At 37.2% G+C, this 24,000-nt stretch carries 19 protein-coding genes and 1 pseudogene; 2 read left to right on the top strand and 18 right to left on the bottom strand.

Annotation, left to right across the window (positions count from 1 at the left end; all coding sequences use genetic code 11):
• Positions 1–248: 248 nt before the first annotated feature.
• Positions 249–397: pseudogene (locus BN1066_RS21335) on the bottom strand (L-serine ammonia-lyase, iron-sulfur-dependent subunit beta); the annotation flags it as partial.
• 379 nt (positions 398–776) lie between these two features.
• On the opposite strand from BN1066_RS21335, the gene BN1066_RS15645 reads away from it, so the two are divergent.
• Positions 777–2,051, top strand: coding sequence for an NCS2 family permease (locus BN1066_RS15645; RefSeq protein ID WP_077320378.1), 1,275 nt, complete (start codon positions 777–779; stop codon positions 2,049–2,051).
• 281 nt (positions 2,052–2,332) lie between these two features.
• Here the strand turns inward: BN1066_RS15645 and BN1066_RS15640 are convergent, their stop codons facing one another.
• Both BN1066_RS15640 and BN1066_RS15635 read right to left on the bottom strand, forming a co-directional pair.
• Positions 2,333–3,994, bottom strand: a complete 1,662-nt coding sequence (locus BN1066_RS15640) for a DAK2 domain-containing protein (RefSeq protein ID WP_077320377.1) — start codon at positions 3,992–3,994, stop codon at positions 2,333–2,335.
• 85 nt (positions 3,995–4,079) lie between these two features.
• Positions 4,080–4,442 (bottom strand): Asp23/Gls24 family envelope stress response protein, encoded by a 363-nt coding sequence (locus BN1066_RS15635; protein WP_077320376.1) that lies wholly within the window; start codon positions 4,440–4,442, stop codon positions 4,080–4,082.
• Between the two features lie 864 nt (positions 4,443–5,306).
• On the opposite strand from BN1066_RS15635, the gene rpmB reads away from it, so the two are divergent.
• Positions 5,307–5,495 (top strand): 50S ribosomal protein L28, encoded by a 189-nt coding sequence (rpmB, locus tag BN1066_RS15630; RefSeq protein WP_077320375.1) that lies wholly within the window; start codon positions 5,307–5,309, stop codon positions 5,493–5,495.
• Positions 5,496–6,041: 546 nt separating this feature from the next.
• Here the strand turns inward: rpmB and spoVM are convergent.
• From spoVM to BN1066_RS15555, 15 genes are all read right to left on the bottom strand, one after another.
• Positions 6,042–6,125, bottom strand: a complete 84-nt coding sequence (gene spoVM, locus BN1066_RS15625) for a stage V sporulation protein SpoVM (RefSeq protein ID WP_077320374.1) — start codon at positions 6,123–6,125, stop codon at positions 6,042–6,044.
• A 28-nt stretch (positions 6,126–6,153) separates the two neighbouring features.
• Complete coding sequence (locus BN1066_RS15620) at positions 6,154–6,807, bottom strand: thiamine diphosphokinase (RefSeq protein WP_077320373.1); 654 nt, start codon at positions 6,805–6,807, stop codon at positions 6,154–6,156.
• Between the two features lies 1 nt (position 6,808).
• Positions 6,809–7,471: a ribulose-phosphate 3-epimerase gene (rpe, locus tag BN1066_RS15615; RefSeq protein WP_077320372.1), complete on the bottom strand. Its 663-nt coding sequence runs from the start codon at positions 7,469–7,471 to the stop codon at positions 6,809–6,811.
• Position 7,472: 1 nt separating this feature from the next.
• On the bottom strand, positions 7,473–8,351 hold the full coding sequence (gene rsgA / locus BN1066_RS15610) for a ribosome small subunit-dependent GTPase A (protein WP_077320371.1): 879 nt from the start codon (positions 8,349–8,351) through the stop codon (positions 7,473–7,475).
• Positions 8,352–10,391, bottom strand: a complete 2,040-nt coding sequence (pknB, locus tag BN1066_RS15605) for a Stk1 family PASTA domain-containing Ser/Thr kinase (RefSeq protein ID WP_077320370.1) — start codon at positions 10,389–10,391, stop codon at positions 8,352–8,354. It abuts the gene before it with no gap.
• Complete coding sequence (locus tag BN1066_RS15600) at positions 10,388–11,149, bottom strand: Stp1/IreP family PP2C-type Ser/Thr phosphatase (RefSeq protein ID WP_077320369.1); 762 nt, start codon at positions 11,147–11,149, stop codon at positions 10,388–10,390. Before BN1066_RS15600 ends, pknB begins: the two co-directional genes overlap by 4 nt.
• A 133-nt stretch (positions 11,150–11,282) precedes the next feature.
• A complete protein-coding gene (rsmB, locus tag BN1066_RS15595) occupies positions 11,283–12,635 on the bottom strand; it encodes a 16S rRNA (cytosine(967)-C(5))-methyltransferase RsmB (RefSeq protein WP_077320368.1) in 1,353 nt (450 codons plus the stop codon).
• A 5-nt stretch (positions 12,636–12,640) separates the two neighbouring features.
• Positions 12,641–13,585 (bottom strand): methionyl-tRNA formyltransferase, encoded by a 945-nt coding sequence (gene fmt, locus BN1066_RS15590; protein WP_077320367.1) that lies wholly within the window; start codon positions 13,583–13,585, stop codon positions 12,641–12,643.
• A 24-nt stretch (positions 13,586–13,609) separates the two neighbouring features.
• Positions 13,610–16,018: a primosomal protein N' gene (gene priA, locus BN1066_RS15585; RefSeq protein WP_077320366.1), complete on the bottom strand. Its 2,409-nt coding sequence runs from the start codon at positions 16,016–16,018 to the stop codon at positions 13,610–13,612.
• Positions 16,015–17,229: a bifunctional phosphopantothenoylcysteine decarboxylase/phosphopantothenate--cysteine ligase CoaBC gene (gene coaBC / locus BN1066_RS15580; RefSeq protein ID WP_077320365.1), complete on the bottom strand. Its 1,215-nt coding sequence runs from the start codon at positions 17,227–17,229 to the stop codon at positions 16,015–16,017. Before coaBC ends, priA begins: the two co-directional genes overlap by 4 nt.
• Before the next feature lie 652 nt (positions 17,230–17,881).
• Positions 17,882–18,073: a DNA-directed RNA polymerase subunit omega gene (rpoZ, locus tag BN1066_RS15575; protein ID WP_077320364.1), complete on the bottom strand. Its 192-nt coding sequence runs from the start codon at positions 18,071–18,073 to the stop codon at positions 17,882–17,884.
• A complete protein-coding gene (gene gmk, locus BN1066_RS15570; protein ID WP_077320363.1) occupies positions 18,073–18,690 on the bottom strand; it encodes a guanylate kinase in 618 nt (205 codons plus the stop codon). The genes rpoZ and gmk overlap by 1 nt, the downstream gene beginning before the upstream one ends.
• An 11-nt stretch (positions 18,691–18,701) precedes the next feature.
• Positions 18,702–18,965, bottom strand: coding sequence for an extracellular matrix/biofilm regulator RemA (gene remA, locus BN1066_RS15565; RefSeq protein ID WP_077320362.1), 264 nt, complete (start codon positions 18,963–18,965; stop codon positions 18,702–18,704).
• A gap of 559 nt (positions 18,966–19,524) precedes the next feature.
• Positions 19,525–20,406, bottom strand: coding sequence for a YicC/YloC family endoribonuclease (locus BN1066_RS15560; protein WP_179104416.1), 882 nt, complete (start codon positions 20,404–20,406; stop codon positions 19,525–19,527).
• Positions 20,407–21,341: 935 nt separating this feature from the next.
• On the bottom strand, positions 21,342–23,996 hold the full coding sequence (locus tag BN1066_RS15555) for a cation-translocating P-type ATPase (protein WP_077320360.1): 2,655 nt from the start codon (positions 23,994–23,996) through the stop codon (positions 21,342–21,344).
• Positions 23,997–24,000 lie beyond the last annotated feature (4 nt).

The raw sequence follows: 24,000 nt of genomic DNA, 5'->3' as shown, positions 1-24,000 counted from the left end.
TGTTTTGGATAGAATTTCAGTTCATCTTTTCTTTACATCATTTATTCAATACATAATTGTTTCAACCTTTATTCAGCTGTTGTACTACAATTTGATCAATACGCCAAAAACCATTAGCTATCTATCTTTGCAATTCGAATAATATGTTCTGCGTTTTTTAATTCATGCATGATGCTATCATCTACGTTTTATTCGATAACCATCAACGCTTCTTTTCCTATATCCTTGCAATTAACCTCCATATGTCCGAGCAATGCCCCAACTAACGCAAAATCTGTCCCATCCTTAATATGTTTTGGCAAATGATTCATAGAGATGGATCTTGGCCGAATAAACTGCGTGCAGCTTTACCAATTCTGGCAGCCCCAGCTGTATGAGAACTGGATGATTCAATCATAACCAATCCTATAATGTCATAGACAGAATTATATTTTTAGAAAAACTTAGCTTATCGCCATGTCTTTAGCCAAAGCTGTAGTTTTTCTTATACTATAAATCCTAAAAATTTTATACTTTCCTATAGTACAAAAAAGAACACCGCCTTTTTAAGATTTAAGTTCCTTGTTTCTCTCTAAATTATAACAAAAAATACATACGGAAGCATTAGCAAGCACGATGCTCCTAAAATGAATAACAAAATTTGTTAAAGTGAACATCATTAGATTTAGAGGAATAAAATTGACTAGATTATATATCAACAGTATAATTAAAATTTGTGGATTATATGAAAATATAATCGGGTGGGAGAGGGAACGGAAATACATTGAGGAATTTGTATGCCTGAGAAAAGAAAAAGCACCAATCATACCAGTTGGAAGTATGAGTTAATTGCGGGTATCATTGGTTATCTTACAACGATGTACATTGTTGTAGTAAATGGCTCGATCCTTAGTGAAGCTGGAATATCAATGGAAAGTGGAATGATCGCAACCATCCTAGCTAGTTTTGTTGGTACTTTACTGATGGGAATATTTGGTAAACTACCTTTAATTATTATACCGGGTATGGGAATTAATGCGTTATTTGCATACTCCATTGTGGAAGGTACAGATCTTACGTTTCAAGAGGGTCTGGCAGTCGTATTACTAGCTGCCATCATTTTTCTACTTACTGCATTCAGTAAGCTAGGCATCTTATTAAAAGAAGCTATTCCTAGTTCTTTAAAGCATGCCATTACCGTTGGCTTAGGTTTTTTTCTAATTTTAATAGGCTTGGAAAAAAGCGGGCTTGTTAGCAATGGAGAAAATACAATTATTGCAATTGGGGATTTTACATCTCCGACTGTTATTGTTAGTTTAATAACGCTTTTCTTAGCGATTTTTCTATTTGTAAAAAATATTCCAGCTAACTTTTTAATAACGATGGTAGTAGGTACAGGAATTGCCGCAATTGCCGGCATAATAGAGCCTAGTAACAAAGCAATTAACTTAGCATGGGGTGAATTGTTGTTTCTTCCTTCGTTTCATGCTGTAAATGAGTTATCATTTTGGTTGGCTGTTTTCCCATTAGCTATGATTTTAATCTTTGAAAATATGGGTTTATTACATGGCCAGCTAGCTATGTTAAAACGTGAAGAAAGTTATCAAAAAGCGTATCAGGTTACTGCATTTTCAACCATTGCCTGTGCATTTCTTGGAACTTCTCCAACCGTATCCGCTGCGGAAAATGCTGCAGTTATTGCATCGAAAGGAAGAACAGGTAAGACTGCCCTCGTTGCTGGATGCTTATTTTTAGCAACGATCTTTCTGATTCCGTGGATAACGATGATTCCAAACACAGCAATTAGTCCGATTTTGATCATCGTCGGCTTTCTCATGGTACAAAATATAAAACAGTTACCATTAGACAATTTATCTGAAGCATTGCCAGCTTTTCTAATTGTTGTTATGATCCCATTTACGTACAGTATTGCTGACGGAATGGCTTTTGGTTTTATTGCTTATCCGCTTGTAAAAATGGCAATTGGTGATCGGAATGAACTGTCGCCGACACTCTTGATTATTTCTAGCCTATTTTTACTTGATTTTATGATAAAGATGATCGGCATATAAAAAATCGCCCTCTCGGGGGGGCGATTTTTTCACTTTTAGCAAATGATATCCTTTTTTACATGATGAATATCTTTTTGAAGGTAGCTTCGTCTAACTGATGCTCTCGATCCACCAGTCCCCTCGAGGTCGCGCTTCACTCCCCCTGCGGCACGGTTGCCTCCTCTTCGGAGTTCCAGCGCTTGTCGGGGCTGAATAAGGGCATTTAGCGCTTTAGTTCTGCCAAAAGAGAGGAAGATAATACTAGTTACAAAACCTAATGAATGGTGAATGGTTAAGAAAAATTACTCTACAGAGAAAATATACGAATAAATCGGCTGATTCCCATTGTGTACTTCTACTTCTATGTCTTCATACATATCCTCAATATACCTCACAAGCTCAGCAATCTCCTTTTCCGATACATCTTCACCCTGTAAAATCGTGAGGATCTCGTCATCTTCCGTAATCATCTTCTCTAAAAGTAATTTAACAGTTTCCGTTTTATCTGGATTTGTGGCAACAATTTTTCCATCTTCAATCCCCATAAAATGACCATTTTCAATCGAAATCCCATCAATTTGTGTGTCGCGGACGGCATATGTAACTTGACCAGTTTTCACTTGTTTTCTAGCCTCATTCATTGCCTTTTCATTCGTTTCAAGATCTCTATCCGGATGGAAGGCCAACATTGCACTAATTCCTTGAGGGATTGTCTTGGTTGGTATAACTCTTACATCTTGATCAGCTAATTCTGCCGCTTGATCAGCAGCCATAAAAATATTTTTATTATTTGGCAGTACTAGTACTTTTTTCGCATTCGTTGCTTTGATAGCATCCGCAATATCCTGCGTACTTGGATTCATTGTTTGTCCACCCTGTATTACTACTGTTGCACCAAGGCTTTCCAATAATTCTTTAAGCCCCTTCCCCATTGCTACCGTTACAATCCCATATTCAGTTTTTGTTTTAGGCTTGTCTTGCTTAGGTTTACTGCCGACAATTGCAGTATGCTGTTCTCGCATATTTTCAATTTTCATATTAATCAGATCGCCATAACGTTGCCCTAAATTGAGACATTCACCAGGGTGTTCAGAATGGATATGAACTTTTACTAATTCATCATCCGATACGACCAATAATGAATCTCCATGATTGCTTAACTCATTACGAAATGCTTCTTCCTCAAACGGATGTGCTTTTAATTTATCTTCTTTGAATTTAACCATAAACTCCGTACAGTATCCGAATTTAATATCTTCTGTATTCATAAAGTCTTGAGCTGTTTTATGATGTTCTGCATTGACCATTTCATCCATATTAAAATCCGATGTATCTTCAGGGAGCTCCTCACCTTTTAGCGCAGCCAAAAAGCCCTCATAAATGGTTACTAAGCCCTGTCCGCCCGAATCAACTACTCCTACTTCTTTCAGTACTGGCAGCAGCTCTGGCGTGCGTTTTAAAGATGCTTTTGCTTCTGCTACAATTTTTTCCATGAGCATTATAATATCTTTTTCCTTTTTAGCTACGGCTACCGCTTTATGTCCTGAATCTTTGGCGACTGTTAAGATAGTACCTTCGACAGGCTTCATTACCGCATTATAAGCTGATGTAACAGCACTTTCAAATGCTTTGGCCAGTTCTTCAGATGTAACCGCTTCTTTTTTATCCAACCCTTTAGAAAAACCTCGAAAAATTTGCGATAAAATAACACCTGAGTTCCCTCTTGCCCCCATTAGGAGTCCTTTGGCGAATGCCTCAGCAACATCAGATACTCGGTTACTCGATATCTTTTTTACTTCATTTGCTCCTGAAGTGATTGTTAAATTCATATTTGTTCCTGTATCGCCGTCAGGCACAGGGAATACATTTAAAGCATCGATTTTCTTGGCGTTATTTGCTAAATGATGGGCACCAGATAAAATCATCTGTGCCAGCATCTTGCCATCTACTTGTTGTAAACTCACTTTTTCATTTCCTCCTCTAATAAACAAGAACTCATAAGCGCCTGTTCATCAACAGACGCTAGAGCAAACAATAAATTCATGTCCATTATTCTTGGGTTACCCGAACCCCTTGTATATAAATGTTAACTGAATCAATTTCCAAACCAAGGGACTGGCTTAATGTATATTTTACTTTAGATTGAACATTATGAGCAACTTCCGATATTTTAGTACCGTAGCTTACAATAATATACATATCGATATGCAAGCGATGCTGTTCCTGTCGAACGATAACCCCTTTTGAATAATTTTCTTTTCGTAGTATTTCCGCAATGCCATCTCTAATTTGACTTTTTGAAGCCATTCCGACGATGCCGTAGCATTCAACAGCTGCTCCTCCGGCAATAGTTGCAATTACTTCGTTTGTTATCGTTACTTGACCATCATTTGTATGAAGTTCAATGGACATTTGAATCCTCCTTATAATACCTGCTCACATTCTAAAAATATTCTACTACATGCAGGACCATTTTAAAAGTAAAGATGAATTCCATTTTACGAAAACTTAGCGGACGACATGCCTTTTGCACAAGCAACTGCTAAGTTACACGTTGACTTTGAACATTTCACTGCACCAAGCCAAGCTCTGCGCTAAAAACTCATTTCTTAAACGGTATAAAAATTACCCCTTCTAACAATGTACGATTTACAAGCATCTGTCAAGTATTTTTTCTTTATGTATAAAATGAAACATCTATCCATAGGAGTTTTCCCCATCGGATGTTCGTTTTATTTAATCAGATATGTAAAGGATATACTTATTGCTTTGGTTGTTTCCGAAAGCATAGAAATCCCATGTCACACGAAGTCTCTGAGTAAGTATATCAAAAGTTATTTGAGAAAAAAACGTTTTATTAGGTAGGATAACTTTATCCCACATGTCAAGATCCGTAAAACTACCACTTCAAGAGTTATAGAGAATACGAACTCACCTACATGCTCGATTCACGGATGGATGGACAGGGAAAGCGGCAGAGCAATATATCGGAAGCAGAAAAATCGCTGTTCTCTTTCTAGTACAGTAGCTTGATAGTAATACGGCACGAAGAAAAGTGTTACCTAGATGATGTTATCTTTGATTTACTTCTATCTAGTAAGAAATGAAGGAAAATCCCGACTGAATCAAGTTTTACTTTATTTACATCGTTATATTTTTTCTTTATCTATTGCATTTTTTGGAAAAGAATAATTGCCAAGTGTAAAAAGTTATGGTAAATTGTATAGGTATGAAATGAAATATGTTTGTCATAGGAAAAGAAGTAGGAGGGATAGCATGGCCAGAAAATGTGTTGTAACTGGACGCCAAACTCGCACTGGAAATTATCGTTCGCACGCTATGAATGCTAATAAGCGTAAATGGAAAGCCAATGTCCAACGAGTACGTATTATGGTAGATGGTAAACCGAAAAGAGTTTATGTTTCTGCACGCGCCCTAAAATCAGGGAAAGTACAACGCGTATAATATAAAGTTAACGCATTCGTTTATGAAACAAGCACCTTTTAATAAAGGTGCTTGTTTCTATTATAGAAATTATTTTATTAAAATCCGTCTATTCCAATGACGATGGAACTTAGATATTTGCAACATGCATTTGAAAAGCATTTGTAACTTACAATCAGTGTCAGGTCCCGTTAGAAAAACTTGGCTTGTCGCCAAGTCTTTATGGAGAAAGAAAGCTATCGTTTTTCTTATACGATAAAGTGAAACTTCATTCCGTGGAATGCTTTTCACGGAATGTTAGTTGAACCAATCGGGCATTTAGGTGCCCGTTTCTCCAACTTTGACCATTTGTATCAACTAAAGGCTCTTGAAGCAGGAGTCTTACGGCACCTTACACACAGGATAAAGCCTAAAGTTATATACTTTCCTATAGTATAAAAAAACATGCCATGGATTGTACTCATGGCAATATTTTAGCATAGCTTCCAAGCAGTCTTATATACATACGGATAAAAACATAATAGTTTACTAATTAAAGCCAGTCATTACCAGCTCCTTATTAGCTGTTTACTTTTCTTTCTTAAATGTTCCGATAATAACTTTTACAAATCCGCCAATAAATCTCGGGAGCTTGATCGTATAAAATTTCATGAGTTCGCCCTCCTCTTTACAAACAAAGCTATCCAGAAATCGCATCACGACTCTTTACTAATAATAGTATGCCTTCTTTATAAGAAAAAGTACCACTATTTTTAATCAGCTTGTTTGAAATGCAAAGTGTCGAGCCCCATGAAATGGTCGCATTTATTAATGGATAGTAAAAGTTTTCTAATGTAATACCAACAACTCTAGAGGAAAAAGGAATAAATGAAACGGTTGGATAATTGGCATCATTCTTCACCTTATACTTCCCTGGAAGCGTTAATTCTATATAATTCGTTTTGTCAACAATAATTCCCCGAATCCCTTTACTTACAATCCTATAAAGCAGCTGTACATTAATTAATGCATGGTCCATTCTCCCGCCAGTGACACCAAATAAATAAATGATTTTTGGATTTAGCTCATACGCCTTCATTAATGCGATTTCCAGATCTGTTTCATTCTTTTCAGCAGGGTATGCTTGATAATGTTTGGCTTTGTTCAAAATAACGTTTTTTTCCTCATCCGTAGTAGAATCAAAATCTCCTACTGCATATTCCATCGTAAGATCATGTTCAACTAATGTTAAAGCACCTCGGTCTGCTCCAATCCAGTAATCAACGATTGGTTGATAATGATAAAAATTCGGATACCATTTTGGCCCGTTAGCGACAATAGCTACTATAGACACGTTAAACCGTTCCCTTTACAGCATTTAAAATCTCTTGTATCGCTTGTTTTCTGTCTTCTTCAGCAAAAATAGCACTTCCAGCAACAAGTACATCCGCACCGGCATCGGTACATATTTTTGCTGTTTTTGGCTTAATCCCTCCATCGACCTCAATTTCGAAGTTAAAACCAAAATCATGCCGCCATTTATTAACGAGTTTTATTTTTCCGATGGTGCTTTCAATAAAAGATTGACCGCCAAAACCTGGATTAACTGTCATGATTAACACCATATCCACATCAGGTAAGATAGGAAGTAACATTTCTGCTGGAGTGGCTGGATTAATGACCACACCGGCTTTTACACCCTGATCTTTAATTAATTGAATGGTACGATGTAAATGAGGGCACACTTCTTGATGCACCGTGATAATATCAGCTCCTGCATCTGCAAATGCTGGAATAAATTGATCTGGATTACAGATCATCAGATGTACATCTAGAGGAAGCTCCGTTATTGGACGAATTGCCTGAACAATTTGCGGACCTAGCGTAATATTTGGTACAAAATGTCCATCCATCACATCTACATGAATATAATCGACACCTAAACGGTCCACCTCCTGAATTTCTTCACCTAAACGGGCAAAGTCTGCTGATAATATAGAAGGAGCTAATTTTGTCATATTAATACCTCGGCTTTCTTCGTTTAATTTCTTCATAAAAACGTACATAATTATCATAACGATACTTAGGGATTTCCCCGGCTTCTACCGCTTGTTTAACCGCACATTTTGGTTCTTTTACGTGCATACAACCACGGAACTTACAATCATTTTTTCTTTTTTTCATCTCCGGAAAACAATCAGCGAGCTCTGATAACGGGATATCTTGAAATTCTAATGAACTAAAACCCGGTGTATCAGCAACCAATCCACCAAGTAACGGGATCAACTCTACATGCCTGGTCGTATGTTTTCCACGACCAAGGCTTGTAGATATTTTTCCTGTTTTTAAGGACAATGATGGATCAATCGCATTTAATAAAGTTGTTTTTCCTACCCCTGATTGTCCGGCAATGACGGTAATCTTATCTTTGAAGTAACGTTCTAAAACAGATGTTTCTTCCATATTCTTTACGGACAGCATTACTACATCATAACCTATCTGTCGATAATCTTTTTTGTAAGCAAGGAATTGATCTTTTTCTTGCTTTACCAAATCCAGTTTGGTAAAAAAGATGACCGGCTTAATTCCTTCCGCTTCTACTAGTACAAGAAATCGATCAAGCAATGTCGTATTAAATGTTGGCTTTATCGCAGAATTGACAATGATTGCTTGATCAATATTAGCAACCGGCGGCCGAAGAAGCTCATTTTTTCTAGGTTGTATTTCTAAAATATATCCTTCATTTTCTCCGCTAATATCAAAAGTTACGATATCACCAACTAAAGGAGTAATATTTTTTTTTCGAAATACCCCCCTGCCTTTACATTGGTACACCTTTCCCATAGCTTCTACATAATAGAAACCGCTTAATGCCTTAATAATTCTGCCATTTGCCATTTATTCACCTTCTTCATAAGAAACAGTTTTATTGGAAATCACTTCATCATCTCGCTTAATAATATACTCTGCTTTACTTCCTGGAGCAATTGTTAACGTAAAGGTTACTTCTGTATCCTCTGTAATTTTCTCTTCCATAAAAACTTCAGACAAATCATTATTCATATCTTCAACATATACTTTTACAGTTTGTTCCTCAAGATTCGCATCCTCATCTTCACTATTAGTCGGATTATAAGGAACCTTATATTTGACCTTATGCGAGACAGGTGGTCGTTTTTCTGGACCGGAAGAAATATAAACTTTTACTGTGGAACCAACAACCAATTCTGTATTTGTCTCTGGTTCCTGGCGAATGACCTCTCCTTTCGGCGTGGTGTCAGAGTGCTCGGTTATTTTTTCCATTTCCAACCCATTGCTCGTCAAATAATCGGATGCTTCTGCTTCTGTCATACCTTTTAAATTGTTTAAGCTAACCGTTTCAGGACCAATGCTTACTCGGAAAATAACCTTCGTTTCGCTTGGCACTACTTCACTGTCAGCTGTTGGTTGAATTTGATCAATGATTTCCCCAACTGGTTTATCGGAATGCTCTTCATAAGGATCAAGTACTTCATACCCCTCTTCCTCCAACAGTCGTTTTACTTGATCAAAATCTTCCCCTTCATAATCAGGAAAAGGAACTTTCTCTTTACCTTGGCTTACCTGTACTGTAACTGTAGCACCTTCTTTCAATGTACTCCCAGCACTAGGGTCCGTATTAACTACATATCCTTCTTCTACGTCATCTGAAAAAACTTCTTTTTGTTTTACGGTAAACTTCGCTTCCTCCAGCTTAGTTACTGCATCGTTATATGCCATATTTTTAACATCAGGAACGACAACATCTTTCGCTTTAAAAAAATCAGTAAATAAGAAAAGTGCTGTCAGACCAGCAATCATCAGTAATAACAGAGCTGATGCGATTAGCCATTTTTTCTTTTTACTTTTTTTCTTTTTGCTTTTTGCTTTTTGCTTTTTAGGACGTTGTTTTTTTAATTGCTTGTCCAGTTTTTTAACATTCTTTCTTTCTTCTTGATATGGTTTTGTTTCACTATTGGCAGTATGAATAATCGTATCTTCATTATCCGAATGATCGACTCCATCAGTAATGATCGGGATAGCTTTTGTTTCTTCTCCTTCTTCAGTAGGTGCAACAAAAACTGGCTCATTAAGTTTACTTGGAAGCAAAGCTGTTTCTAAAGCATCTTCTAAATCATAAATCGTTTCATAACGATGAAATGGATTTTTTGCAGTGGCCTTCAACACAATATTTTCCACACTTTGCGGAATATCAGGATTATATTTACGTACAGACGGTGTATCATTTTGCAAATGTTTCAAAGCTATAGATACGGCCGATTGACCAGAAAAAGGGAGGCGCCCTGTTAAAAGCTCATAAAAGACAATACCGATCGAATAAATATCCGACTTTTTCGTAGCCGTTCCTCCCCTTGCTTGTTCTGGCGATAAATAATGGACTGAACCGAGAACTGAATTCGTTTGTGTCAATGATGTTGCGCTCAAAGCAATAGCAATTCCAAAATCGGTAACTTTTACTTGTCCATTTGTATCAATTAATATGTTTTGCGGCTTAATATCTCGATGAATGATTTCGTTGGCATGTGCATGAGCAATCGCAGAGGTTATTTGCCGCATAATATCCAATGCTTCTTGCACACCAAGCGGTCCATGTTGCTGTATGTATTCCTTTAAGGTCATTCCTTTTACATATTCCATTACCATGTAAAGTAAATGATCCTCTTCTCCAACATCATAAATATTAACGATATTCGGATGATTTAAGCTCGTAGCAGAATGTGCTTCTCGATCAAAACGGGCAATAAACTCCTCGTCATTTGCAAATTCTAAACGTAATGACTTAATAGCAACGTCTCTATCTAAAATAATGTCTCTTGCTAAATAGACATTCGCCATCCCACCGCTACCAATTATCTTTTTGATTTGATAGCGATCATTTACTAGATGGCCTTTCATCATGATGATTCACCTACTTTCTTTGTAGGAGTTTCGCGTTGTATTAAAATAAGAGAAATATTGTCTTCCCCACCACGCTCATTAGCTAAAGTAATCAAATTTTGTCCTACATCAGATAGTTCTGATTTTGCTTGGACAAGGGAATAAATTTCGTTATCACTTACTTTATCCGTCAACCCGTCTGTACATAATAATAATGTATCATCTAACTTAAAATTTAAAGAGTGGACATCACATGTTACAGTTCCTTCCGTTCCTAACGCTTTTAGAACTACATTTTTACGTGGATGATGAGCCGCTTCATCTTTCGATATTTGTCCAGATTGAACGAGTGCATTAACCAAAGAATGATCTTCTGTAATTTGGCTTATCGTTTCATCCGAAATAATATAGGCTCGACTATCTCCAATATGGGCAATCGTTAAAATATCATGGAGCAAAATAGCAATGACAATAGTAGTTCCCATGCCAAAGCATTCTTCATTTTCCTGTGCATATTGATAAATCGATGTATTAGCATCTGCTATAGCTTTTTCTACCCAAGTTTCAGCCTCATCTGGGGAATTCAGACCTTCTGTTTTTTCCCACTTTTCCTGAAGCAATTGAGTTGCCATTTGACTAGCTACATCCCCAGCCTGATGTCCACCCATTCCATCAGCTATAACAGCTAACAGCTGATTTGCTGCATTGTAAAAAATGCCTCCTGAATCTTCATTATGACTTCTAACTTGCCCTCGATCTGTTTGAAAATGAGCTTTCAATTAGTTCACTCCTTTAGCACATAGCCTTCTAGTTTTCTTATCGAAGTGCTTGAAGTCTCAAAACACTCTTATGTCTCGATCCCGTTCTAACCAATTACAGTATTACACAATATACCGAAGAAAAGAAGTATCTTTAGCCATTTTTTCGCCTAAAGCGAGTAAGAAAAAATCCATCTGTCTGAAAAGTTTGTGGAAAAATTTGCAACCCATAGGAACTAACTCCAGGAGTTGCTTGCAATGCTAACGGTAATTCAGTAAAAAAAGCTTGATCTACTTCTATCATGGACTGTTGTTCAGAAAATTGTTGAACAACTTGTTCATTTTCCTGTTGGTCAACGGTGCATGTGCTGTATACCATCAAGCCATCCTTTTTTAGGAGAGGACTTACTTGATTAAGAATGTCCAATTGAATCTCCGCCAAACGAACAATATCGCTTTCCTGTTTATGATATTTTATTTCCGGTTTTCCTCGAATTACACCTAAACCAGAACAAGGAGCATCGACAAGGATTCGGTCGAATGTTTCCTCCGCATAATAGTTACGTAATTTACGAGCATCAGCAGCTGAAGAATCGATAATGAATAAACCCAGCTGTTTCGCTTTATTCTGAATCAGTTTGACTTTTTTGGCATGCAGATCGTGAGCATAAATATGACCCTCGTTTTTCATTTTCTCTGCTATATGGGTAACTTTTCCTCCAGGAGCACTGCAAGCATCGAGCACCTTTAAACCCGGTTTTAATTTTAACATTTCTCCAACTAACATAGACGTCTGATCCTGAATCGTAATAAAGCCCTCTTGAAACAATTTGCTTTTCAGGATGTTTCCTGTTTCAATAATGATACCCTGTGGGGAAAACATAGATGGACGAACAATAAACCCTTCTTGTTCTAATTGCTTTATGGCAACATCACGACTGATTTTCAAAGGTTGGATGCGAATAGACAAAATCTTATGGTCTAGATTTGCTTGACACATTTCTTCCGTGATTTCTTTCCCATATTGGTTTATCCATCGGTCTACAAGCCATCTGGGATGACTCGTAGCAATGGAAATCCGTTTCGCATCATCAGCTATAGCCGATAAAGCAGGTACTCCCTTCCGTTGAACAGCACGCAATACCCCATTGACAAATGAAGCGATCCCTTTATGTCCATGCAACTTGGCAATTTCTACAGCTTCATGAATGACCGCATGATCAGGAATCCTGTCTAAATAAATCATTTGATACAAAGACATTCTTAATAATGATTTAACCCATGAATCAAGCTTCTTTTGATTTTTTATAAATGGTGTTAAATAATAATCCAATGTTAATTTACGTTGAATCGTTCCATACACAATTTCGGTAAATAATCCTTCATCTTGTTTCTTAAGAGTGCCCGTTTTCAAAGCATGATCAATTAATAAGTGGCTATAACCCTGATCATTTTCAATTCGCATTAATGTATCTAATATTGTATTTCGCAGTGATTTATTTTCCATCTAAATTACTCACCCATTATTTGTCCTAGTTTTACTTCATCTGGATTTCCTCGCAAATAGTCTTTTACATGCATTCGTTTTTTTCCAGCTAGCTGCATCTCGATAACCCGAAAACCTTTTTGATCCCCGCATGCAACAATAAAGGATTCATTTCCAGGCTTATCTACGATTTCTCCTGGCTGTGCATTAGGAAAGATTCGTTCTACCGGCTCTCCCCACCATATTTTTAGTGGTTTGCCATGAAATAGCGTATAAGCAACTGGCCAAGGATGAAGTCCACGGACATGATTATAGATGTCTTTACTCGATTGACTCCAATCGAGTTTTTCTTGTTCACGCGTAATATTGCGGGCAAATGTTGCTTGGTTTTCATCCTGTTCCATAGCTGTAAGCTCATTAGCAAATAATTTCGGCAATGTTTCCTTTAACAACTGTGAACCTGCTTCAGCTAACTTATCATGTAGGCTTCCAACATGATCATTACCTTCAATCGTTACTTTACTCTGGGTAAGCATAGCTCCAGCATCTAGTCTTTCCACCATATACATAATGGTAACCCCAGTTTCTGACTTTCCTTGCATAATTGCATAATGAATTGGCGCTCCACCACGTAACTCTGGTAATAATGATGCATGAACATTAATACATCCATAAGCCGGGGCTGTCAATAATTCTTTAGGTAAAATCTGACCATATGCTGCGGTTACAATTAAATCAGGTTCATAAACGAGCACTTTTTTATACTCATCCTTCAGTTTTTCAGGTTGAAACACAGGAATATGATGCTCTAAAGCTACTTTTTTCACCGGTGTAGGTGAGATATTTTTTTTTCGCCCTTTTGGTCGATCAGGTTGAGTAACCACCAGTACTACCTCATAAGGAGAATCTAATAATGTGCGTAAAATAGGTACAGCAAAATTTGGCGTACCCATAAAGACAATTCGTTTCATCAAAAATACCCACTTTCTATGTTTTTACATTAAATGATATGGTTGCAAATCAATGGAAATAAATACACCATCTTTTCGTATTTGCTCCGCAAAATAATCGACTATTTTATGCAGATATTTGCGTAAATCTGGTTCATTCCTGTATTTTATCATGCATTGATAACGATATCTATCTTTTATTCGCGGTATAGGTGATGGAGTCGGTCCTAAAATAATGGTTTCCCGTTTTACTGCTTTCGCAAGCATATTTACTATTTGCTGGGTAATCTGTATAACCTTTACTTGATTTGGATGAGTAATCGTTATTAAGGCTAAAAAGAAATACGGAGGATATTGAAAATTCTTCCGCATGATCATTTCCTTTTGATAAAAAGCTGTATAATCATAGTGACTTGCAAGTTCAATACTATAATGCTCTGGTGTATAGGCTTGAACAATAACTCTACCGGCTAGTTCATGCCGCCCAGCCCGGCCACTCACTTGAGTAAGAATTTGAAACGTTTTTTCCGATGAACGAAAATCTGGTAAGTGCAGCATGGAATCAGCAGTCAACACACCAACTAATGTGACATTCTCAAAATCTAAACCTTTTGCAATCATTTGTGTACCTAATAAAATATCGGCTTGCTTATTGGCAAATTGAGTTAACAATTTTTCATGAGATCCTTTTCTCCGAGTTGTGTCTACATCCATTCGGATAACCCTTGCCTCCGGGATTAATTGGGCCAGTGCCTCTTCCACCCGCTGTGTACCAGTACCAAAGTATCGGATGCTATCACTCTGACATTCAGGACACTGTACAGGCATCGGTTCTTCATAGGAACAATAGTGACATTTTAATTTATGATGACGTTTGTGAAATGTCAAGGCAATATCACAATGGGGGCACTCTTTTACATGACCGCACTCTCGGCACATAACAAATGTTGAATACCCTCTGCGATTTAATAATAAAACCATCTGTTCTCCTTTTTGCAAGCATTGTTCGATCGCCTGTTTTAAAGCTCTGGAAAACATGGTACGATTACCTGCATGCAACTCTTTTCGCATATCGATAATTTCAACTGGCGGCAATTCTTTTTTATTTGTCCGCTCGTTTAATGTTACTAGCTGATAAACTCCTTTTCTCGCTCTGGCATATGATTCAAGCATTGGTGTAGCACTGCCTAAGATCACCGGACATTGGTGGGCTTTTCCACGATAAATTGCTACGTCTCTAGCGTGATAACGGGGATGATCCTCTTGCTTATACGTAGACTCATGTTCTTCATCAATAATGATCACCCCTATGTTTTCAAATGGTGCAAAAATGGCTGACCTTGCACCAACCACTACCTGCACTTCTTTCCGGTAGATTCTACGCCATTCATCATACTTTTCTCCTGCCGATAAAGCACTATGCATGACAGCAACATTAGAACCGAATCTACCCTTAAAGCGTTTCACCATCTGTGGTGTTAAAGAAATTTCCGGAACTAACATAATCGCTTCTTTTCCTTTAGCAATCACATCTTGAATCACTTGGAGATAGATTTCCGTTTTACCACTCCCGGTAATACCATGTAATAAAAATACATCATGCTCCCCGTTCTTCACTTTTTCTTTCATTGGCTTTATCGCTGCTGCTTGCTGGTTCGTTAATGGTAAAGCTTCTGTGGCGGGGAACTCCCTATCTTGATAAGGATCTCTGTAAACCTCGATTTGATAACTTTCCAAGCATCCTTTTTTCTTTAGTGCATGAATCGTATGATCCGTAGTTTTTAATTGACGTAACAATCTTTGCTTTTCAATTGGTTCTGGATATTGGATAAAAAATGACAGCATTTGCTTTTGCTTTTTTGCGTTTTTAGCTAAATCCAGATGGACTTCCTCTAGTTCATGTAGTTCTTTTTTTGGTTTAATCATCGTTTGATATTTTTTGGTAATCCGAGACTTGACGATATATTCAATTGCTACATCGCCATCTTGCACGGCTTCTGATAGGCGAAGATAAGGAATGCTGGACGCCATGAATTCTTCATATGCGACCACATCTCGACCAGCAAAAAAAGTTTCTAGTTCATCAGAAAGCGGTGACTCCGCCATACGGACAAGTTCTTTTTTATAGGTTGCCTTTAAAACTTGTGGGAGCATTGCTTGAAATGTTGTTATTTGTAAACTAATTGTTTGCTCGGCCAACCATTTCCCTAACGTTAATAATTCTTTTGTTAATACAGGCTGAAGATCAAGTATGTCATGAAGTGGCTTTAGCTTTGAAATCATTGATGATTCTCTCTCTCCAACAATAAATCCCATCACTTTTCTTGGACCGAATGGAACAATGACACGCATTCCAACCGAAGCAATATCTTTAAATTTCTCTGGTACAAGATAATCAAAGGTTTGGTCTATAGCACTTGCAGGAACATCAACAATCACTTTTGCAATATTCACTGTTCCGGATCCTCCATATCCTGATGAATTAATTTAACAATTTGTCTGGCAATTTCTTGTTTGGTTGCTAATGCCAAATGTTCTGTTTTTCCATATTTGTTTATATACGTCACTTCGTTCGTATCTTTGGCAAAGCCTGCCCCCTTAGAAGCAATATTATTAATGACAATTGCATCTAGATGTTTACTTTTTAATTTTTTATGTCCATTTTCAAATGGTTTTTCTGTTTCTGCGGCAAAGCCAACAAGAAACTGTCCTGACTTCTGTTCACCAAGTGACTTTAATATATCTTTTGTTCGCTCCATTTTAATCTGTAATGGGCCATCTTGCTTTTTCATCTTATGCTCATACGTAACCGCTGGGCGGTAATCTGCAACTGCCGCTGCTTTAATAACAATATCACTAGAAGCTAAATGTTTATGCATTTCTTGATACATTTCATCAGCAGTAGTAATGTGAATTGTTTGGATGTTTGGATGTTTAGCTGCTAATGAAGTAGGACCAGTTACTAAGGTGACAGATGCTCCCGCTTCAGCGGCTGCTTCTGCCAGGGCAAACCCCATTTTTCCTGACGAGTGGTTCGTAAAAAAGCGCACTGGATCTATTTTTTCTCTAGTTGGACCAGCAGAAATAAGCACTTGCTTGCCTTGTAAAAACAAGTGCTTCTCATCTGTTTGATGTGCTTCGACTGCTTCAATAATCGAGGCAGGCTCCTCTAGTCTTCCTTTTCCGACGTACCCACAAGCTAAATAACCATCACCGGGCTCAATAAAGTGATAGCCCCATTCTTCTAAAGTTTGCATGTTTTGGATAACAGCCGGGTGAGCGTACATATGGACATTCATTGCTGGAGCAATATATACTTCTGCTTGTGTAGCAAGAAGTAATGTTGTTAACATGTCATCGGCAATGCCATTAGCAAGCTTACCAATTAAATTAGCTGTTGCTGGAGCAAGAATAACAATATCTGCCCAATCAGCGACATCAATATGAGCGATTTTAGCAGGGTCTTTTTCATCAAACGTATCCGTATATACTGGATTACGGGAAAGAGCTTGAAAAGTTAAAGGTGAAACGAATTTTGTAGCGTTTTCCGTCATAACCACCTTGACGTTAGCACCTTTTTGTGTCAGCTTACTAGTAAGTGTACAAGCTTTATAAGCAGCTATTCCTCCCGACACACCTACGACTATATTCTTAGAAGTAATCATTGCTAAGTTCCCCTTTCTATTGTTAAAACAGCTAATTATGTGCAGAAATAATGGTAATAAGAAACGGTTATGCTTGTTAGTTCAAAAGCGTAAAAAGCTGATCTTGAAGAAAATTCCCTCGCAGCTTGTATCGCGAGGGAATTTATTGTCAAACTAAAACATGCAGTTCGTTCCATATCTCTATCAATGAAGTTAAAGTAAATCTTCAATCAGCGAGGGGGTTCTTTTATTCCTCCACTGATTAATAGTAACGTAAGGATATGACATAAAGTCCTTGAATGAATCGGGCATTTAGGTGCCGTTCCTACAACTAAACTTTTCGTTTTCCCTATGTTCTATCTTACGGCACCTTACATGCGGGATAAGGTGAAACTTCATTCAAGGAGTGTTTTTCTCCTTGAATGTTAGCTAAACGAATCGGGCATTTAGGTGCCGTTTCTACAATTAACCTTTTCGTTTTCCCTATGTTCTATCTTACGGCACCTTACATGCGGGATAAGATGAATCTTCATTCAAGGAGTGTTTTTCTCCTTGAATGTTAGCTAAACGAATCGGGCATTTAGGTGCCGTTTCTACAATTAAACTTTTCGTTTTCCCTATGTTCTATCTTACGGCACCTTACATGCGGGATAAATGATCGGTTTTCTTAGTTTTACTCTTGGATAAATAATTTTCCTGCTTCAATTTCTTCAAGAGCCATCCCAACATATTGGTGGGATTTAGGATGTTCAACTAACACCTTTTTCGTTTCACTCATTTGCCTAGCCCGTTTGGCCGATAAAATAACAAGGGTATACTTTGAATTAATTTTACTTAGCAGTGAATCAATAGATGGTTCCAGCATTACAATTCATCCTCCAATAACCGTTTATATTGTTTGGCAATTCGCTCACGTCTTAAATGTTCACTTTGAATAATCGCATGAATCTTAGAAACCGCAAGATCAACATCATCATTTACAACGACATAATCATAAGCATCCATCATCTCGATCTCTTTTCTTGCCTCTTTTAGTCTGTTTAACACAAGCTCCTGAGTTTCCGTTCCACGATGAAGAATCCGGTTTTTCAGTTCTTCTAAGCTCGGAGGGAATAGAAAAATGAATACACCTTCTGGAAAATTCTCACGAACCTGTAAAGCACCTTGGACTTCAATTTCAAGAAAAACATCGTGACCAGCAGCAAGTGTTTTTTCTACGTAATCGCGAGGTGTACCATAATAATTATTAACATATTTTGCATATTCTAATAACTGTTTTTGTTCAATCAATGTTTCGAAATCATCTTTGGATTTAAAAAAATAATCCACTCCCTCTTGTTCCCCTGGACGCTTCTCACGCGTTGTCATGGAAATAGAATATTTCAAATCTGTTTTTTGGCTAAACAACGCTTTGCGAACTGTTCCTTTTCCAACCCCAGAAGGTCCGGATAGAACAAAAAGAATACCTTTTTCTTCGATCAAATTGTTTCCTCCTAATTATCATCCGTTATTTCTTCATGACTTAGCACACGTTGACCTACTGTTTCAGGTTGTACCGCAGACAATATAACATGGTCACTATCTGTTATAATAACTGCTCTGGTTCTTCTTCCATAAGTTGCATCTACTAATTTATTGTTGTCCCTAGCTACACTAATAATCCGTTTGATCGGCGCTGATTCTGGCGATACAATCGAAATAACTCTGTTCGCAGAAACAACATTTCCAAAACCAATATTAATTAAACGTAAACTCAACATAAACCCTCCGTATACTTCTTTTTTCTCTATTTTATTTTAACAAACAATTCGTTGAAGCTCGTCGTATCCATGTTGCATTCCAATTATAAACTTTAAAGACTGTATCATAAAAATAAAGACCAAAAGATTAATTTTACCATTGCAGTGCAATTATTTAAGAAGAGATTCAAAAGCCGAGTAAAACGGAATTTTTTCGCAGGATTGTCTCATGTAGATCATGTTTTTAAATACACACACTCTACTTCTTGAAACCTCGCCTTTCCGAACTTCAACACACTGGACGTGTTAATGTCAGTGCTATAACAAGACTAGGAAAGCTTCGGGCGGGAATACATTGCAAATTTTTAAGGATGTAGAAATTTTAGCAGACTTAAAGTCCCCTTAACCTCCATTTGAATACATACTTAAAGCTAAATTGATACTATGTAATTCGTTTATTTTAATCCTTGTACTATTATTTAATAAATACGTCAATATGAAAGATTATACAGAGAGTTGATCCCATTATACAACCTATAGTGTCATTATACGTAAAAAATGGGGGAAAACTCAACTATTATTCCATGTTTTGCACCTGTTCTTTTATTTTCTCTATTTCACTTTTTAATGTAATCGTATGTTCACTGATCAAGCTATTAACTGATTTCGATCCAATTGTATTTACTTCACGGAGCAATTCTTGTGTAATAAAATTCAGTTTTCGGCCAATCGGTCCATCCAATTCTAACGTCTGTTTAAATTGTTGAATATGGCTGTTTATTCTTGTTATCTCTTCCGATATGTCTCCTTTTTCAGCAAGAAGAACAATTTCTTGATAGATGCGAGAATCATCTTTACTTAACTCTTGGTTTAAATGCAGCTCTAATCGATGTTTGATTCGTTCTCGATACTCTTTCATGACCATTGGTCGTAAACTTTTAATTGCATCAACGAGCTGTTGCAATGTTTCACTTCGTTCTTGTAAATCGGTTTGCAATGCCTGTCCTTCAACTCTTCTCATTGCATAAACCTGCTTGCAAACATCCGTAAGTCCTGCTAACAATGTAGATATTAATTCATCCGAATATTCTTCTACCTCTTGAATGGAGAATACATCTGGAAATGCTGAAATGACCGTAATCGGTATATCTCCAGCAAGCTGATAACGTTGTTTTAATTCCTGTAATTGTGTCATATATTGCTCGATTAAACTCCAATTTATTTGAACCTGTTTACTGAAAAGTGTATCCCCATCTATTTGAATATAAACCTCAACTCTACCTCGCTGGAAAAATGATTGAATAATCTTTTTAAGTTTTTCTTCTAAAAATAATAACCTATTCGGAATTTTCATCTGGATATCAAGGAAACGATGATTCACCGTCTTGATTTCAACAGTTATTGTTGCTTGTTCAGTAACTATTTGTTTATTTCCATAGCCTGTCATACTTATTGCCATAAACATCATCACTCCATCTACGGATATTATACTCTCTTTCTCTTCAACTTGAAAAGAAATACGCGTTTAATATATATGATACAGGATTAACTCTTCCATACGTAAAATAGAAACGGACTGCTAGATGTACAGATACTTTAAAAATACATGTTTAAAAAGAAATCAGAGTTTAAGATCGTATAATTTTCGTAATATACAGTGGACTTGGTAATGTATATATTACACTTAGGTTATGAAGGTTAAATAAGAGGTGAAAAATAAAGTAAAAATAGCTCGTGTTCAAGTAGACGAATCACAGCAATAGAAGAAGCGACTTGGCAAACTATTAACCTGATGGAGAAAGGTAAATATAACCCTACCTAAAGTTGTGCCAAATAGATGTTATGCAATAAATAGGTCGTCGAATAAAATAGTTTGGATAAACAAAGAAGGCAGATACAGGAAACAAATTAACCAATGAAGGATTACAAATACGGAAAGAACAAAAGCTAGAAGCGCTTGGTTAGCGGCGTATAAATGGCAGAACTTCTGACGGGATAAAGTGAAACTTCATTTCTTAGATGCTTTTCCCAAGAAATGTTAGATGAACCAATCGGGCATTTAGGTGCCGTTATTCCCATTTAAACTTCACCGTATTCTCTAAGTTGTAGTTTTACGGCTCCTTACATGCGGGATAAAGAAAACACGCCTCTAAAACAGGGGATGCCGACGCCTGAGCGGCAAGCCCGCTTTTAGGTCTTCCTTTAGATTTAAGCCGATGTTGACTTATCGTAGGAAGAAGATCGAAGTTTGGCTCGTCTCTCGACCGCTTAAGCTAGATGACAAAACTACTTTTCAAAAAAGTTACCTATATGGAAAAGTGGGTATAAACTTCTAGTCATTATTTAGGAACGTACCTAATTATACTGTTAGATACGTTCCCGTAGTTTTCGGATCTACTTTTTTGTAAAACCAAATAAAACAGTTGGTAAAGCACCTAGGCCGAAGATTAACATCCAATCTCTTAAGCTAAGTGAAACTGTATGGAAGACTGGTTGCAATGGCTGCCAATAAACAACGATTAACAGCAAGAACAATGAAGAAAGGACTGCTAATACAAGATACATATTTTCAAATGGATTTCGCGAAAAGATAGATTGTTCACTTCGACAATCAAACACATGAATTAATTGGGCAAGTACTAATGTGGTAAATGCTACCGTTCGAGCATAGGTGAGATGATCAGGATTGGCCTGATATGTCACCATAAAAGCAACCAACGTAACAATGCCAATCACAATCCCTCGACTGATAATTTTATAACCTAATCCGCGAGCAAACACTCCTTCTTGCAAACTCCTTGGCCGTTTTTTCATTACTTCGCCCTCAGCCTTATCCATTCCAAGTGCCATTGCTGGAAGCCCATCTGTTACCAGGTTTACCCATAAAATTTGCACTGGAACAAGCGGCAGCGGTAGGGAAAGTAACATAGCAAAGAGCATAACGAGAATTTCTCCAACATTAGAGGCTAGTAAATAACGAATAAATTTTCTAATATTCTCGTAAATGGTACGTCCTTCTTCAATCGCAGCTTTAATGGTTGCAAAATTATCATCCATTAATATAAGGGAGGATGCTTCTTTCGTTACATCTGTTCCACTAATTCCCATACTTACACCAATATTACTAGCTTTTATTGCAGGTGCATCATTGACACCATCTCCAGTCATGGCAACAACATGTCCCTGTTCTTGAAACGCGTGAACGATTCTTAACTTATGCTCTGGAGTAACCCGTGCGAACACATATATATTTTCAATTACATCTTCTAGTTCCTGTTGTGACATATTATTTATCTGGGAACCTTCTAAAACTTGTCCATCTTCTGGCATTAGATCTAAGTTTTTAGCAATGGCCCGTGCAGTTTTTGCATGATCCCCTGTAATCATTACGGTTTTAATTCCTGCACTCCTACATTCTTTAATAGCCCCTTTCACTTCTTTACGAGGTGGATCGATCATGCCATATACACCAATAAAGGTTAGATCTTTCTCCAGTATACTTGATTGTAAATCATCTTGTTTGGTTAATGGTTTGATCGCAATGGCTAAGGTACGAAGTGCTTTTTCAGCCATACCATTAATTGCTTGCTCGATCATTTTTTGCTGGTTTGCCTTTAATAGCTGGCGTCCTTGTTCATCCATCACATAGGTGGATCGTGGTAATAAAATTTCTGGTGCTCCTTTGGTAATTAGAAAACGACGTTGGTTCACATCTTCTACGACGACACTCATCCGCTTTCTGACCGAATCAAACGGAAATTCTTTAATTACTTTATATGGTTCTACATCGACTATGGTCAGTCCAAATTTTCTTGCTGCTATCAGCAAAGCGCCATCAGTTGGATTTCCTTCTATTGCATGTTTGCCCTTTTTTACAACAATAGAAGCATGATTGCATAGCATGCCATATAACAACATCGATTCTAAGTTTGGATAACGATGATCGACTTTTTGTTTATCTAAAAAATAATCGCCATCTAATTCATACCCGTCTCCTGTCACATATAAATGCTTTCCATTAATAAAGACTTCTTTTACAGTCATTTTATTCTGTGTCATTGTCCCAGTTTTATCTGAGCAAATAACCGAAGCGCAGCCTAATGTTTCGACAGCAGATAACTTGCGAACAATTGCTTTTTTGCGAATCATTCGTTGAACTCCTAGGGATAATGCGACGGTTACAATAGCTGGCAACCCTTCAGGAATAGCAGCAACAGCAAGCGATACTCCTGCTAAAAACATTGTATATAATGGTTGACCTTGTACAACCCCCAATACGACGACTAGAGCAGTAAGCAAGAGAGCAACAACAATTAATATTTTTCCTAATTCAGCAAGCTTTCGTTCTAATGGAGTCATTACTTTTTTTGTGTTTGCCATTAATGAAGCAATTTGCCCCATTACTGTTTGCATACCAGTACCTACTACAATACCAATACCAGATCCCCGTGTTACTAGCGTACTCATAAATCCCATATTAATCTGGTCTTGAGCATCTAAATGATCACGATGGATAGCAGCAGCATGCTTCATTACTGGTAAGGATTCACCTGTTAATGCTGATTCCTCTGTTTCCAAACTATCCGATTTAACAATTCGAATATCAGCAGGAATCCGGTCTCCGCTCGTTATTCTGACAACATCTCCTACAACGACATCTTTGGATGGGATCCTTTCCCATTTTTTATTTCGCAAGACATAAGCCATCGGCGCAGATAATTCCTTTAGTTTATCTAACGATTTTTCTGCTTTTTGTTCTTGAAAAAAGCCAATGAATCCATTAACAAGTACAATCACCATTATCGCAATTGCATCAATGTATTCACCTAATAATCCAGCTACTAAGGTAGCTGCTAATAAAACCAGCACCATAAAATCTTGGAATTGTTTTAGGAAAATTAACCATTTAGGTACTTTCTTCTGTGCTTCTAGTGCGTTCTCTCCGTATTGCTTTTGTCTTTTTTCTACTTGTTTATCCGTTAAACCTCGATTCACAGTTACATGCAGTTTCTTTTCTACATCTTTTACATCTAATTGATACCAGTTCATCTGC

Source organism: Virgibacillus proomii (genome assembly GCF_900162615.1).
Lineage (GTDB): Bacteria > Bacillota > Bacilli > Bacillales > Amphibacillaceae > Virgibacillus > Virgibacillus proomii.
The sequence above is the reverse complement of the archived record's forward strand: the minus strand, read 5'-3'. Positions and strand labels throughout refer to the sequence as shown.

Coding starts and splice junctions, on each gene's coding strand:
- BN1066_RS15635 (WP_077320376.1), bottom strand. CDS start 4,442: ATGTCCATTGAACTTCATACAAATGATGGTCAAGTAACGATAACAAAC.
- rsgA (WP_077320371.1), bottom strand. CDS start 8,351: ATGGCAAATGGCAGAATTATTAAGGCATTAAGCGGTTTCTATTATGTA.
- rpoZ (WP_077320364.1), bottom strand. CDS start 18,073: ATGCTGGAACCATCTATTGATTCACTGCTAAGTAAAATTAATTCAAAG.
- rpe (WP_077320372.1), bottom strand. CDS start 7,471: ATGACAAAATTAGCTCCTTCTATATTATCAGCAGACTTTGCCCGTTTA.
- BN1066_RS15645 (WP_077320378.1), top strand. CDS start 777: ATGCCTGAGAAAAGAAAAAGCACCAATCATACCAGTTGGAAGTATGAG.
- pknB (WP_077320370.1), bottom strand. CDS start 10,391: ATGATGAAAGGCCATCTAGTAAATGATCGCTATCAAATCAAAAAGATA.
- fmt (WP_077320367.1), bottom strand. CDS start 13,585: ATGAAACGAATTGTCTTTATGGGTACGCCAAATTTTGCTGTACCTATT.
- spoVM (WP_077320374.1), bottom strand. CDS start 6,125: ATGAAATTTTATACGATCAAGCTCCCGAGATTTATTGGCGGATTTGTA.
- BN1066_RS15560 (WP_179104416.1), bottom strand. CDS start 20,406: ATGGCAATAAGTATGACAGGCTATGGAAATAAACAAATAGTTACTGAA.
- BN1066_RS15555 (WP_077320360.1), bottom strand. CDS start 23,996: ATGAACTGGTATCAATTAGATGTAAAAGATGTAGAAAAGAAACTGCAT.
- rpmB (WP_077320375.1), top strand. CDS start 5,307: ATGGCCAGAAAATGTGTTGTAACTGGACGCCAAACTCGCACTGGAAAT.
- coaBC (WP_077320365.1), bottom strand. CDS start 17,229: ATGATTACTTCTAAGAATATAGTCGTAGGTGTGTCGGGAGGAATAGCT.
- rsmB (WP_077320368.1), bottom strand. CDS start 12,635: ATGGAAAATAAATCACTGCGAAATACAATATTAGATACATTAATGCGA.